This window comes from Aurantiacibacter xanthus (assembly GCF_003584015.1).
GTDB lineage: Bacteria > Pseudomonadota > Alphaproteobacteria > Sphingomonadales > Sphingomonadaceae > Alteraurantiacibacter > Alteraurantiacibacter xanthus.
Genome location: NZ_QXFM01000117.1, coordinates 42,578 through 55,925, shown reverse-complemented (window position 1 = coordinate 55,925; position 13,348 = coordinate 42,578). Strand labels below are relative to the sequence as shown.

Genomic DNA, 13,348 nt, shown 5'->3' with positions numbered 1-13,348 from the left:
TCAATCGTGCGAGGGCAGCTAATGTGAGCGCTAGACCGGTGCGCTGCGCATCCTGTCGAGGTTCGCCAGCATCTTGATCAGTGCCTTGCGCACCAGGGTTCGCTCTTTTGCGTCCATGCCATCGCACAGGGCCTCGAAATATGCTGCCATGGAAGGCCAGCCCTGCTGCAATCGCTCGCGACCGGCGGGAAGCAGCATAATCTCGCGTCGCCGCTGGTCGTGGTCGGGCATCCGCCGTTCCACCAGACCCTGCGCAACCATCGCGTCGATGGCGCGGCTGGTGGTGGATTGCTCCATGAATGTACGCGCCGCGATCTCGTTGATGGTGAGCCCATCCTCGATGTGCAGGATCGACAGCGCGCGCAGGCTGACGAGGTTGGCGCCGCTTTGCGCCAACAGCCGATTTTGCACGGGTTGCCCGAGATTGGCCAGCCGATTCACCAGATAGGGCAGATAGGTCTCAAGCTCTTCCTGCGAGCCGGGGAGGGGAGGGGAAGCAGTCATTTTTCGTGCACCTTATCGGCCTTGTCGACGCAGGCCTTGAGCGCGGCCAGCTGTTGGCAAACCTCCTGCAGGCTCGCATCGGGAACATCCCCCAGCCATTCGCCCAGCAAGGCATCGTGATGCGCCTGCGCGGCAAGGAAGGTATCGCGGCCATTGGCCGTCAGCCGAACGATCACGGCCCGGCGATCGGTCGGTGCTGCCTCCCGTGCGATCAGGTTTTCGGCGGCCATACGGCGTACAAGGCCGCTGACATTCCCGCCGGTCACTTTCAGCCGCCGTGACAGTTCGCCCTGCGTCATCCCATCGGGGGCCGTCTGGAGTTGCGCCAGCACATCGTACTTGGCGAGCGAAATCCCGAAATCCCTGACCATCATGCCGTTCAGGCGCGCGAAAAGGGTGCCGTGCAGGTCAAGCACCGCATTCCACGCCCGGCTTTGCAAGTTGCGCGATGGTGACGGGCCGGAATGTCGGGCCGAGTTGTCTTCATGGGCGGTCATGCAATCCACCCGTATCGATCTTGGTGCATTTGTCATGTCCCACCGGGATCTCACGCTGCTATTGCCGGTCAGGCAAAGCTGCGAATGGTCCGGATGAGCCCCTCCAAGTCGCCGCCCTCACCTTCCTTGATTGCCGTTTCGCGCAGCCGCCGGGCCCAGTCGGCCGCGTCGTCGCGGTCGGCAATACGGCGGATCTCGCCGGTGACCATGGCAAACTTGGAAAGGCCGCGCGCATGGGTGTCGGAATAGCCCTTGATGAGCCGCTGGCAGCGCACGACTTCGACGCCGAGGTCATAATCACGCAGCGCCAGTTCGGTTGCGAGTGTCAGCCACTCGTGCCGGTGTGCGGATTCTTCGCGGTGGCGCAGCGACGAGCGACGCAGCCAGCGCAGGCCGCCCGTCACGTAGAGCGCGATGAACCAGCCTGGCGAATAGGTGCGCACCCGGCGGCCCTTGCTGACCCTCCGGTCGAGCCAGCCGAACAGTCGCGGGCGAGCCATGAGCCAATCCGCCAGGCCTGCCGGAAGCAGCCCGGCGATCTCCTCCATGCGCGGGTGCATATACTCGGTCGTGCCGAACATCTGGCCTTCGCGCAGGCCGATTTCCTTGCCGATGCGGCCATGCCGGGCGGTGCGGGTCTTGAGATCGGCCACGCGCACGATATCGTCGTATACCATGGCATTGGCGATATACTTGGCCGCTTGCACGGTTAGTTCGAACCCGCGCGCTTCGCCGCCAGCCTTCAGATCGACCGCCTGGATCGCCTCCAGCTCGCTCAGATATTCCGCGCCGTAATCCAGATCCTGAAAGTCCACGACCTTCGCCAGACCGGAACGAGCGAGGGGCCAGGCCTGAACCGAAAGCGTCGTCTCGATCCGCTCCAGCAGCTTTGCAATTTCCGGCGAACCGCGTCGTGGCAGGCCTGCACCGGAGGGTACCTTCCTCTCCTCTTCGGGCTGTGCGCCGGGGGCGAGAGCGGTCGGCGCGATGGTTGGGCTGGCTGGCTTCTCCGCAACTCCATCGGCCGGACCATCCTCCGCGCGCGCGAAAGCCGCATCGAAGGCCCGAATGCTGGCGTCGACACCTTTGCCGCAGCCCTTGATCACGTCGTGGTAGGCGGCGCGGTCGAACGGCAGCCGGCCGGATGCGGCCAGCGCGCCGAACATGGCGGAGGAAATCACACTGCCATTGGCCACGGCCAGCGCGTTCATGTCGAAGATGATGCTGTGGTGGGCGGTGACCCCGACGGCTTCGTCAATCGCACCGGCATCGGCGATGCCTTCGCCCGGTGCGCTCTTTTCGGAGATCGCGAAGGTGCGGTGGCTCGACGCGATGAGGGTCGTGCGCTCTGGCGTGACGATGCCGCGCAGGATCGAGCGGCCCGCTTCCACGAACTCGGAGGCGAGGACCACGTCGACATCGCCCGGCGTCGGCATCTGCGCGAGGATGGGGCGCTTGCCTTCGCGCGGCTGCATCATTTCGACGTAGTAGATCGTGGCGCCGGTGCGCTGGGCAACGCCCGGCACCGAGGTCGATTGCGCCACCCAGCCGGCATTCTCGGCCAGTTGCACGATCCACCCGGTTAGCACCCCGCCGCCCTGTCCGCCCATGGCGACAATGGCGATGGAGATCGGACGCTCGGTTGCTTCGCCTGCTGCGTCGAGGCGCAGTTTCACTGTTTCGTCGCGCATCAGGCGAACTCCACCTGCAGCCGGCGGCGATCGCGGCGGGCCTGCAGCATCCCGATCAGCGCCATCGAAGCGCGGTGTTTTAGGCGGTCCCACCAGCTTGGATTGTTGATGATGTCGGCGCGGTAGAACGAGGGGCACAGGATCGCCGCCTCCGACACCTCGCCGCAGTTGCCGCAGCCCACGCAGCTGTTGTCGATTGCCGCCACCGGATCGTCGCGCAGCGGATCGTCGAGGTACTTTACCGAAAGCGAGGGGCAGCCCGACAGGCGGATGCAGGCATGATCGCCGGTGCACACATCCTCGTCCACGCCGAAGCGTTGTTTCACCACGCGCTGGCCGTCCTTGATCGCCCTGGCCTCGATCGGCCTTACCCGGCGCTGCTTGTTGAGCATGCATTCGGACGAGGCGATGATGATCTTGGGTCCTTCTTCCTCAGTCGTGAGGGCTTCGGTCAGGACCTGCTTCATCTTGCCGACGTCGTAGGTGCGATCGACCTCGCGCACCCATTTCGCGCCGATGCCCTTCACCGCCCTGTCGATGGGGTTCCCGGTGTTGCGCGTCTTGTTGTTCGCGCGAGAGGACAGGATGTCCTGGCCGCCGGTGGCCGAGGAATAGAAGTTGTCGACGATGACGAAGACGCCGTCGTGCTTGTTGTACACCGCGTTGCCGATGCCGCTGGTGAGGCCATTGTGCCAGAACCCGCCATCGCCCATCACCGCGATGGAGCGCTTGCCGGTCGACTTGCTGAACGCCGAGGCAGATGCGGCGCCAAGGCCAAAGCCCATGGTGGTGGTGCCCAGATTGAACGGCGGCAGGATCGAGAACAGGTGGCAGCCGATATCGGCGGCGACGTGGTGGTCGCCCAGTTCCTGATTGACCATCTTCATCGCCGCGAAGATCGGCCGCTCCGGGCATCCGGTACACAGGCCCGGCGGGCGCGAAGGCACGACGTTCTTGAGGTTTTGCACCGCGGGTTGCGCCAGAACAGGGCGGGCATCGGGCCGGGGCGGCCGGTTGCCCAGCGCGTGGCTGTCCTCCTGTTCGAAGAAGGCCTCGAACCCTTCGAGCAAGGCTTCGACCGAATAGTCGCCGCCCATCGGCAGCACGTCCTTGCCGTGGATGCGCGTGTCGATCCCGGCGCGGCGCAGCACGGTGCTGAGCGACTGTTCGAGATATTCGGGCTGGCCTTCCTCCACCATCAGCACGGCATCCTTGCCGCGCGCGAAAGCCGTCAGTTCGCTGTCGATGACGGGGTAGGTCACGTTCATCACATAGAGCGGCACCTGCGTGTTGCCGTAAGCATCCGACAGGCCGAGATATTGCAGCGCGCGGATCACGTTGTTGTACATCCCGCCCTGCAGGATGATGCCGGTCTTGCCTTCTTCGGGGCCAAGGAACTCGTTGAGCCTGTGCTCTTTTATGAACGCGATCGCGGCGGGCAGGCGCTTGTGGATCTTCTCCTGCTCGTGCTCGTAGGCGGCTGGGGGCAGCACGATCCGGTCGAGATCGCGGCGCGGCTCGTTGAGGGCATCGTCGAGCGTGAAGGCGGGGCGGACATTGTCCTTGGCAATGAAGCTGCCGTGCATGTGGCAGGTCCGCACGCGCACCTCCAGCATCACCGGAGTGTTCGAGGCTTCCGACAGCTCGAAGCCCTTTTCGATCAGGTCGACGATGCGGGTGTGATCGGGCCTCGGGTCGAGCAGCCACATTTGCGACTTCATCGCGAAGGCGTGGGTGCGCTCCTGCATGATGGAGGAGCCTTCGCCGTAGTCCTCCCCGATGATCACCATCGCGCCGCCGGTCACACCGCCGGAGGAAAGATTGGCCAGTGCATCGGACGCGACATTGGTGCCCACCGTGGATTTCCACGCGACAGCCCCGCGCAACGGATACATGACCGATGCCGAGAGCATGGCCGCTGCCGTCGCCTCGCTGGCGGAGCTTTGATAGTTGACGCCAAGCTCGCCGAGGATGTCCTGCGCATCGGACAGCACGTCCATCAGGTGGGAGATGGGCGAACCCTGATAGCCGCCGACGTAGGACACCCCCGACTGCAGCAGGCCCTTGGTGATCGCCAGGATCGCCTCACCCTTGAATTCCTCGCCCTCGCCGAGCCGCAGATGCTCGACTTCCCTGGCAAACGATCTCTCGGCCATCGAATACTCCTATTTATATGCACATGCATATATTGAGGGGTAAATAGAGTCAAATGCCGGTCAGTCGGTGGTCAGATCAATTCGCTGTGCGTTCATGGAAAAGCCGGGAAGGTAGCGCCTGAGGATGTCTGCCTCGATTTCGCTGCGTTCCTGCGGGGTGGCAGCTGCGCCCATCTCGGCTTCGATCAGATCGCCGTCCTCGCCGTACTTGCGAAGGCCGGCGAGATCGGCCCAGATGAGCCAGAACGACTTGCCATCCGGTGCGAGCCAGCCCGGTGCGATCTGCGGCGAGTAGGCCCGGGCTGTCGAGACGCCGCCCGGCGTCCAGGCCTTGTCCTCATGCACCTGCTTCCACGGGCCCCATGGGTGATCGGAGAGATAAATGCCGAGGTAGCTTGGCTTGCCGAATTCGGTGCCGTCGGGCGCGTTGCCGATGCCGGCGGCGGCCATCATGTATTGTCCGAGGGCTTCGTTCCACACCACACTGGGCAGCCAGGATTCGACCACGAGGTCGCCCGGAAACAGGTTCGTGTAGTTTACCCAGCCGAGGGGGAACTCGTGCACGGGTTGGCGTGCGGCGATATCGGCAGACCAGCGCGCGGTGCCATCTGCCGAGAGACCGGAGAAGTATTCATAGTCTGCGCGCTGGGCGACCCGGTCTTTCGGCACGCGGGCCAGCATCAGCTGGTTCATCAGCCCGTCGACACTGCCGTTCAGGCCATAGATATAGACGAAACCGTCGCGGTTCTCGCGATAGCCGGGCCCCATCTGGAGGAACGAAACCAGCGAGAAGGCACCACCCGGCTCGTTAAAGAAGGCCAGCGTCTCGCGCGATTGATCAGCAAAATCCTCCCACACGACCGGGGCCGACCCGTCGCTGTTCTGCCATGTGGCGCCGCCATCGGGTGACACGATCAGCTTGGCGCCGGTCCAGTGCCGGGGCCGATCTTCCGCCTGATCGAGCGTCGAGAGAAACTGGTAGATCGTGTCGCCGACGGCGAGAACGCTGTGTCCGTAGTAGCTCGGTGCGGTTTCGGGTCTGCTGCCGTGATCGACCACCGGATAGCCGCCAAGCTGCGCAAATGCGGGTGCAGGCGGCTGGCCTGTCATCGTCCAGATCCGGGTGCTGAAAAGCGTGGCGGGCGGCTGGGCCCAGCCGGTCCCATCGTTGACGACGACAAGCTGCGTGCCGTTGGCCATCTGGGTCATCTTGTACCCGTCGCCGAGGCCGCCGAGGCGGGTGAGGGTGGCGGGATCGGGCCTCGCAGCAAGCGCGAGCGGTGAGGTCGGTGAGACTGTCGTGCAACCGCCGACAGCGAAAGAAGTCGCAAGAGCGCATGCCGCGCTCCCGATCAAAAAGGCGCGTCTGTGCATTGCGATATATCCTGATGGATGGCCCGCGCAGCGCGGGAGGAAAGAGCTGTTCACTGCGCGGACCAAGCTGGTGGCTAGAAGTCTTCCCCGGTCTTCATTTCGACCGTGCCGTCCTCGTTGAACTTCAACAGGGGATCTTCCGGCTCGCAGAAATACTCCTGGATCACGTAGTCCGGATTGCGGCGGTAGCCGTAGGTGAAGGTGTAGGGTTCCAGCAGGCGTTCCGGATCCTCGATGGTGATCTCGTTTTCCAGCAGGTCGGGCCCGGTCAGGCGGATCCGTTCGGTTATGACCATGTTTGTCGTGTGCGGGATTTCGAAGAATTCGGTATCTTCCTTCACGCCCTTGGTGGTGACGACAAGCGTGTCACCTTCCCAGTGGCCGGTCGAGAAGCCGTAGAAGTTGGGATTGAGTTCCTCGGCCGGGGGCATCGGCTTGTCGAGATAGATGCGCCGGGTCTGGGTGAGGAACTCGCCAAGCACGGTCACCCGGCCGGGGGTCTGCAGGATTTCGAGCGGGAAGATCGCGCCCATGATCGATGGCATCCCTTCAGGTGTGCACTGGGTGCTGGGATCGACGCGCGGGGTGCCGGCGCGCAGCAGCGCATCACGCTCTTCGCGCAGCGTCTTCCATTCCGTGGCGTATGGCTCGCGCAGCTTCGGACCATCGCCTGGAACGGGCAGTTCGAGGAAAGTGTTCTCGTCGCCCGCGAAGGGATCGGGCCAGATTTCCCAGATACCGGTGATGTTGGGGTGGGCAGCCTCGGCGGCTTGCGTGGCCGGAGCCGCGGTCGATGCCGGGTCGGAGGTCTGCGCCATGACAGAGGCGCATCCGCCGAAGGTCAGGGCTGTTGCTGCGATGAGGGCGCATTTGGTCAGGTGCATGGTCGGTTCTCCCACCCGGCGGACGGTGCCGCCGGGCCCATTGTCAGTTTTTCAGGATTGCTCGGATGGGCTCACCAGCCGCTCAGCGTGCGCCCGTCGGGGATCTTGATGGTCTTGAGCATGCCGCCCGGACGGCCGTTGCGCAGCGGGTAGAATTCGATGTCGACCTTGTCGCCCGCCTTGAGCGTGTTGTGCCGCCAGCCGGCGTGGGTCATCATGTTGACGCTGCTGCATTCCAGCACGTAACGGGTCGACCTGCCGCCTTCGCTGACATTGACCACCACGAAGGAGTGGGGATTGGTGAAGCGGAACTCGGCAACCGTCGCCTGCCTCTTCTGGGAGACCTGGGTCTGGTCGAACATGGCGAAGGAGTGGTGGGCAAAGGCGGGCTGGGCCACCATGAAACCGGAGGCAGCGGTCAGCGCGAGACCCGATACGATTTTCTGGAACGTGTTCATTCATCCGACTCCATAATTTGGGTTGAAGGCGGTCTCCTCCTCATCTTTGAGGTAGGGCGATCCAGACTTTCCTGAGATGCACCGCCTTGATGACCTGCTTTTACTCGACGAATGCCACCATCCGAAGCCGATACCGGTTGTGAAACGGTTACGCTACGCAATGCAAGATACTGAAAATAAGATATAACGTTGAGTGATGCGCGCTGTTACCCTCAGTTCGCGAAACTCTCTTCGACCGCAAAATTATTCATCTCTCGTGCCGGAATGGTTGCAACATTGCCATATTGTTGCAATTTTCGATCAATGGATTCTGCCTCCGATACACCTGCCAAGAGGCTCTCATCGCGCCACGAGCGATCGCTTCGCGAATGCGCCGAGCGCGTGAGGCAAGCGCTCGCGGGAAGTCATTCCGACAAGCTGGAACGCCTGTTTGAATATCTGCTCGACCAGAGCGTGGCGGGGAAGATTCCGAGCGAGCAGCAAATCGGCAAGGAGGCTTTCGGCGGTGATGTCGCTTCTTCGGAAAAGGACACGAAGGTCCGGGTCTATGTTCATCGGCTGCGCAAGCTGCTCGACAGGGTTTTCGACGAGCCTGCCCAGCCGCGCCTGACGATTCCGGTTGGCGAGTACCGGCTGCACGTGGAAGATGGTGTGGTCGATGAAGTGGAGCAGGCCGAACCGGAGCGCGTGGAGACCTTGTCCTTTCCCAGATTGAATGCCCTCAAGCGGTTTTTGCCCGCCGCAGCCCTGATCGGGGTTATCCTGTTCCTTGGCGCGGCTGTGCTGCTGAGGGAGCGCGCGCCCTTGGCCGACAGCGCGTTTTGGCAGCCTGTTGTCGCGAACGGGCACCCGGTCACGGTGGTGATGGGGGATTACTATGCCTTCAGCCGGCTGAGCCAATCGGAGACCGATCCGGACGAGGGGCCGCGGCTGGTGTGGGACCGGGCGGTGCCAACACGCGAAGACCTCGCGATTCTGCAGATGCTGGAGCCCGACGGGGCGGACACGTTGATGGACTACGACCAGCACTTCGTGACTGGCGGAACGATCGAGGCGGTGTCCACCGTGCGTATGGCGCTATCCCGTCTGCCGGGGGCTGCGCGTCGTCCGGTCCGGCTCGTTTCCATTTCCCAGCTCACGCCGGAACAGCTGGTGTCCGAGGATATCGTGTTCGTCGGGCAGTTCAGCGGGATCGGCACGCAGATCCGCGATCCCTTGCTGCAGGCGTCGGGCTTCCGGTTCGGACCGGACTTCGACGGGCTGGTCGATAGCGAGGACGACAAGGTCTTCGTAGCCGACAATATGGTCCTCACCGACGAGCGGACACCGCGGCGAGACTTTGCCTATATCGCCAGCCTTCCCGGACCGGCCGGGAACAGGCTGATGATCGTTGCCGGGATCGGCGATGCGGGCGTCAAGCAGGCGGCCGAGCTCGTATCCGATCGGGCGCAGCTTGATCGGTTGTCTGCGGAAGACGGCGAAACACAGAGTGCGTTCGAGGCGCTGTTTCGCGTCCGGACGGTGAAAAATGTGAATGTCGGCGCATCTCTGCTTCTGTCGCGGTCGCTCAAGGCCGATGATGTCTGGGACATTTCGGGCGATGTTCCGGAATACCGCCCGATCGCTCCACCATCGCGCAAGTGAGGGCGGCAGTGTCCGGTGATGCGCCCAGATTGTCCGGTTAGGCAATGGCCGCGCGCAGCCTCGGTGTGCTGCATTCCTGCGTGATGAAACACCTTCTCTTACATTCTCTCGCGATAGGCGCGGCGCTGGCTTTCGGATCGGCGCAGGCGCAGGCCGACGCCATTGAGGACATCGCTGAGGCGGAGCTGCACCGCAGCGGGGCGCCGGGCATGGCGCTGGCGGTGGTTCAGGATGGCCGGGTTGTGCGGGTCGAAGCTTTCGGAGAGGCGAATATCGAGCACGGCGTGCGGGTTCATCCCGATACGCTGTTCAAGACCGGCGCGACCGGGATGCCGTTCACCGCCGCCCTGATCATGCTGCTGGTCGAGGATGGGCGGATCGCACTCGACAGACCTTTGCGTGAATACCTGCCGGGGACACCGGACAAGTGGGCTGGCGTCACGATCCGGCACTTGCTGGAGAACACATCTGGCCTGCCCGCCACGCCGAACGGAGATTTCCTCGCCGAATATACGCGGCAGGAGATGCTTGCCATCCTTGCCGAACAGGAGATCAATTTCGCGCCCGGCACCCGCTATCGCTTCAGCTATGCGAATTACGTGGTGCTGGGGATGGTGATCGAGGAACTGACCGGAGAGCCCTGGAGCGAGTTCGCACGTCAGCGGCTGTTCGGGCCACTGGGGATGGCGACGGCGCGCGGTATCGACGAACGGGCGATCATTCCCAATCGTGCCGCCGGATACGAGGTGCGCGGCGGCGAACTGCGGAACGCAGAATGGATTTCAGCCGCCGCCAATTCGACGGCCGATGGCTCGCTCTATCTCTCGGCACTTGATTTCGCTGCCTGGGGGCAGGCCCTTTCCCGCCGCTCGCTGTTGCGGGATTCTTCGTGGGATCAGATGGGCAGGGCGATCACCATTGAGGGCGGCGCCGCCTGCGCTGCCGTGCCCGGCTGGTTTGCCGAAGGCGCGGGCCGGGACGCGGTGCGATGGCAAGCTGGCACCTGGCAGGGCTTTCAGACCTATGCCTATAGCTATCCGCAGCGCGACCTGTCCGTCTTCGTGCTGGCGAACGGAGAAGCGGCGAACGCCAAGGATATCGCGCGCCGGGTCGCGGCGGCAGTAGATCCTTCGCTACCCGTCGTCGCGGCGCGGATGGTCGAGAATGCTCCTTCCGCGACGACCTTGCGCGCCCGGAAACTTGTTGAAGACATAGAGGCCGGTGCGGCGCGGCGCGAGGACTATGCGGACTTCGCCGATCTCGATTTTCGCGAGTTGACGCAGATGTACGGCGCCATGCTGGCAGCGCTCGGTCCGCTGCAATCCTTCGCGCTTTACGAGAAGCGCGAAGGCTGCGCCGAGACACATTACCGGTATCGCACGAGCCATGCAGAGGGCCTGACCGAGATCCGGATGGGGCTCGGCGCGGACGGCAAGATCACCTCGCTGGAAATCGTGCCGATCGGAGATCTGGCCGAACCGTTATAAGCCTAACGCGCAGACCGGGTCTGGCGAGATGCGTTCACGGATGTCGTCGGGCCAGGGCACCGATTTGTGCGCGGCAAGGTCCATGCACACGAGTTTGCCCACGACCTTCATGCGGTCCGTCCCCTCGCCGCTGAAGACCGCTTCATAGGTACAACTGCTGCGGCCTATCGCCACAGGATCGATCCGCACCGTCAACACGTCGCCAAGGAAAGAGGGAGCGAGGAACTCGGCCTCCAGCGTGACGGTCGGCACACCGATGCCGCGGTCGCGGTGCATGGAACGGAAATCGCACCCCACCTGCTGCGCAAACCAGTCTTCGACGGCTGCATTGAGCATCTCGAAATAGCGAGGGTAGAACACGATGCCCGCTGCATCGATATGGGCAAAGCGCACTTGCGTGGTGGTCTTGAAAGTCATTGTCGGTCGTTTCTGGCCATTTTGGCCCGTAGTTCGCCCAGCGCAGTCACGAGCAGGGTCTTCTGGTCTTCGGGCACCCCATCGAGCAGATCGCCGACCCATCCGTAGTGAGCCTCCGCCAATTCGAGAAAGCGCGCTTTTCCTGTTGGCGTGAGCCTTACAATCGCCGATCTGCGGTCGGCTGGATTGACCTGCGCCTCGACATGCCCGCGGTCCTGCAACTGGCGCACCACCACGGTGACGTTCCCGTTGGAGACCAGCAGCGCCTTCGACAATTCGCTCATGCGCAATCCGTCTGGCGCGGCATAGAGTGCGGCCAGCACGTCGAAGCGGGGCAGGGTGGTTTCGAAATTGTCCTCGAACCTGCGGCGCAGATGCTTCTCGCCGATCTTGGCGCAGGCGAGCAGCCTCACCCACAGACGCAGGTCGGCTGATCCGGCACCTGCCGGCACGTCTTGTCTGTCGTCGGACCGTGCTGCCGGGCTCTTGCCGTTGTTACTCATGGTCCATTCACTCATAGGCTACGTATAAAGGCTTCGGCGCAAGCGCATACAAGCGACACGGCGCTGTCACGCTCCGCCAGCCCTCAATCCAATTCAGCAAGGCGCATATCCTCTCTTTCTTTAAACTTAAAGGAAAATGCCGGCTTCTCCAAGAGGCCTTTCCCCAGGTCGCCTACATTGTGGAGAGCGGCCAGACGCCGATCAGGTTCCGCGCGACCGGGCGACCGGGGGCAGAATCGACCGTAAAGAGCGCTTCGAACATGCGCACATCGCCGAGTTCTTCCTTGAGGTTTAAGAGGCCGAGCGGGTCGCGCAGCAAGTCGGCCATCGCGGCAGTACCGGCATCTCCCAGTCCTGCCAGCACGATCACGCGCCTGCCGCCGGGGCCGTTGCATACCGCTATGTAGCCGATGTCCTTCACTTCGCGGCCGGCTGCTTCGGGATAGACCGTCGCTGCAAAGACCTTTCCGCTTTCCCGGTCCGCCAACCTGTCGAAACGCGGCAGGGCAAACCGCGACTGCGCGAAAATCGACGAGTGCAGCGGGCCGAGCTGCGACAGCCGGCCGACATAGAAGATGTCGTGCTGGCGCAGATCTTCCTCGTCGATGTTCGAAACCGGCATCATGCCAATCTGGGGCACCCCGCGATCGGCCATCATCGCCTCCTGAACGTCCCACGCCGCAGATACCGAGGCTTCAGGTGCAAAGTGCAGATCGAAATCGTACAAGCGGTAAAATTCTTCGGGGTGTTCCTTTATGTACTCGCCCAAGTCCTCCCGGCTGGCAATCGCCGGGTCGAGGATCATCCGTTCAACCCTGGTCTGGTCTTCGGTCTCTGCCAGGAAGAGACTGTCGCCAACTGTGATGACCGGATCGACGAGCGCCGCGCCGGTGCCAAACAGGGTATGGCGCTCCGCCATAGTTGCGTTGGGGCGGGTGGTATCGACGAGCCAGAACTGAAAAGCTGCAAACATAAAGCCGCCGAGGACGATCAGCAGCAGGCCCAGGCTTAGCGATGGATTTGAGGTCAAAAGCCTGCGTGCCATGCCGAGCGTGGAAGGGGCCGGCTCCGGCTCAGGCACGTCCACCAGGACGATGCGGTATTCGCCTTTCGGGATATTCAGCTGCGGGCCGTAAGTTCCGGCATAGAACTCGTCCATCTTCTTGCGGAGCCGGTGGACGTAGACTCTGATGCCCGTATCGGAAGAGGCGTCCTTGGTTGCATTGGAGCCGAAGAATTCGAGCGCTATCTCCACTTCCTTGGGAGAGCGTTCGTCAAGCGAGCGCTCGACCAGAAAATCGAACAGGGCGAGCTGGTTGGACGAGCGGCCCTTCGCCAGCTCCTTGCGGAAGCGTGCTGTCTCGGATGTGAAGTCAGCTGGCGCCGAGGATTCCGCAGATCCGGTTGTCATCGGGAAATATCTCGCTCCTTTTGCATCCGACATTTTGCCGCCGGATCATTGCAATTTCGGCCAGCATGCTGCCGATATTCCAAGGAATGCACCTATGCTGCCATATTGCAACAGTGACACGGAAATGCCTTAGTGGGCTTGCATTTGCTTTAACCTTAAAATATCCATTTGCATAGATCGGCGCAATAAAGAGAGAAGCGGCGTTCTGCGGTGCGGCTGGTGCGGCAGAGTGAACTTCTGGGAGGAATATGTCGATCCTTTGACCAGAGGGAGATTAGCTTTGCGAACGTATCATACCCGAAGTGCGCCCGTTTTTGGCCGG

At 62.8% G+C, this 13,348-nt stretch carries 12 protein-coding genes; 2 read left to right on the top strand and 10 right to left on the bottom strand.

The window, feature by feature from the left end:
• Positions 1 to 30: 30 nt before the first annotated feature.
• The 7 genes from D2V17_RS14835 to D2V17_RS14805 all read right to left on the bottom strand — a co-directional run bounded on the left by D2V17_RS14835 (position 31) and on the right by D2V17_RS14805 (position 7,564).
• Entirely contained in the window at positions 31 to 504 is a 474-nt protein-coding gene (locus tag D2V17_RS14835) for a MarR family winged helix-turn-helix transcriptional regulator (protein WP_119593583.1), read from the bottom strand.
• Positions 501 to 1,001 (bottom strand): MarR family winged helix-turn-helix transcriptional regulator, encoded by a 501-nt coding sequence (locus D2V17_RS14830; protein ID WP_119593582.1) that lies wholly within the window; start codon positions 999 to 1,001, stop codon positions 501 to 503. Before D2V17_RS14830 ends, D2V17_RS14835 begins: the two co-directional genes overlap by 4 nt.
• A 68-nt stretch (positions 1,002 to 1,069) precedes the next feature.
• Positions 1,070 to 2,692, bottom strand: a complete 1,623-nt coding sequence (locus tag D2V17_RS14825; protein WP_119593581.1) for an indolepyruvate oxidoreductase subunit beta family protein — start codon at positions 2,690 to 2,692, stop codon at positions 1,070 to 1,072.
• On the bottom strand, positions 2,692 to 4,848 hold the full coding sequence (locus D2V17_RS14820; RefSeq protein ID WP_119593580.1) for a thiamine pyrophosphate-dependent enzyme: 2,157 nt from the start codon (positions 4,846 to 4,848) through the stop codon (positions 2,692 to 2,694). The genes D2V17_RS14825 and D2V17_RS14820 overlap by 1 nt, the downstream gene beginning before the upstream one ends.
• Before the next feature lie 60 nt (positions 4,849 to 4,908).
• Entirely contained in the window at positions 4,909 to 6,057 is a 1,149-nt protein-coding gene (locus tag D2V17_RS14815; RefSeq protein WP_119593657.1) for a DUF4185 domain-containing protein, read from the bottom strand.
• Positions 6,058 to 6,296: 239 nt separating this feature from the next.
• Positions 6,297 to 7,106 (bottom strand): hypothetical protein, encoded by an 810-nt coding sequence (locus tag D2V17_RS14810; RefSeq protein ID WP_119593579.1) that lies wholly within the window; start codon positions 7,104 to 7,106, stop codon positions 6,297 to 6,299.
• Positions 7,107 to 7,177: 71 nt separating this feature from the next.
• Complete coding sequence (locus D2V17_RS14805) at positions 7,178 to 7,564, bottom strand: DUF6152 family protein (protein ID WP_119593578.1); 387 nt, start codon at positions 7,562 to 7,564, stop codon at positions 7,178 to 7,180.
• Positions 7,565 to 7,753: 189 nt separating this feature from the next.
• Here D2V17_RS14805 and D2V17_RS14800 point away from each other — a divergent pair, with 189 nt between their 5' ends.
• Positions 7,754 to 9,208, top strand: coding sequence for a helix-turn-helix domain-containing protein (locus D2V17_RS14800; protein ID WP_147367434.1), 1,455 nt, complete (start codon positions 7,754 to 7,756; stop codon positions 9,206 to 9,208).
• Between the two features lie 83 nt (positions 9,209 to 9,291).
• Complete coding sequence (locus tag D2V17_RS14795) at positions 9,292 to 10,695, top strand: serine hydrolase domain-containing protein (protein WP_191229214.1); 1,404 nt, start codon at positions 9,292 to 9,294, stop codon at positions 10,693 to 10,695.
• Here D2V17_RS14795 and D2V17_RS14790 read toward each other — a convergent pair.
• The 3 genes from D2V17_RS14790 to D2V17_RS14780 all read right to left on the bottom strand — a co-directional run bounded on the left by D2V17_RS14790 (position 10,690) and on the right by D2V17_RS14780 (position 13,026).
• The gene (locus tag D2V17_RS14790) at positions 10,690 to 11,112 is read right to left on the bottom strand and encodes an acyl-CoA thioesterase (RefSeq protein ID WP_119593575.1); all 423 of its coding nucleotides are present in this window, start codon (positions 11,110 to 11,112) and stop codon (positions 10,690 to 10,692) included. The genes D2V17_RS14795 and D2V17_RS14790 overlap by 6 nt on opposite strands.
• Positions 11,109 to 11,630, bottom strand: coding sequence for a MarR family winged helix-turn-helix transcriptional regulator (locus D2V17_RS14785; protein WP_245978740.1), 522 nt, complete (start codon positions 11,628 to 11,630; stop codon positions 11,109 to 11,111). The genes D2V17_RS14790 and D2V17_RS14785 overlap by 4 nt, the downstream gene beginning before the upstream one ends.
• A gap of 157 nt (positions 11,631 to 11,787) precedes the next feature.
• Complete coding sequence (locus tag D2V17_RS14780; RefSeq protein WP_119593573.1) at positions 11,788 to 13,026, bottom strand: hypothetical protein; 1,239 nt, start codon at positions 13,024 to 13,026, stop codon at positions 11,788 to 11,790.
• Positions 13,027 to 13,348 lie beyond the last annotated feature (322 nt).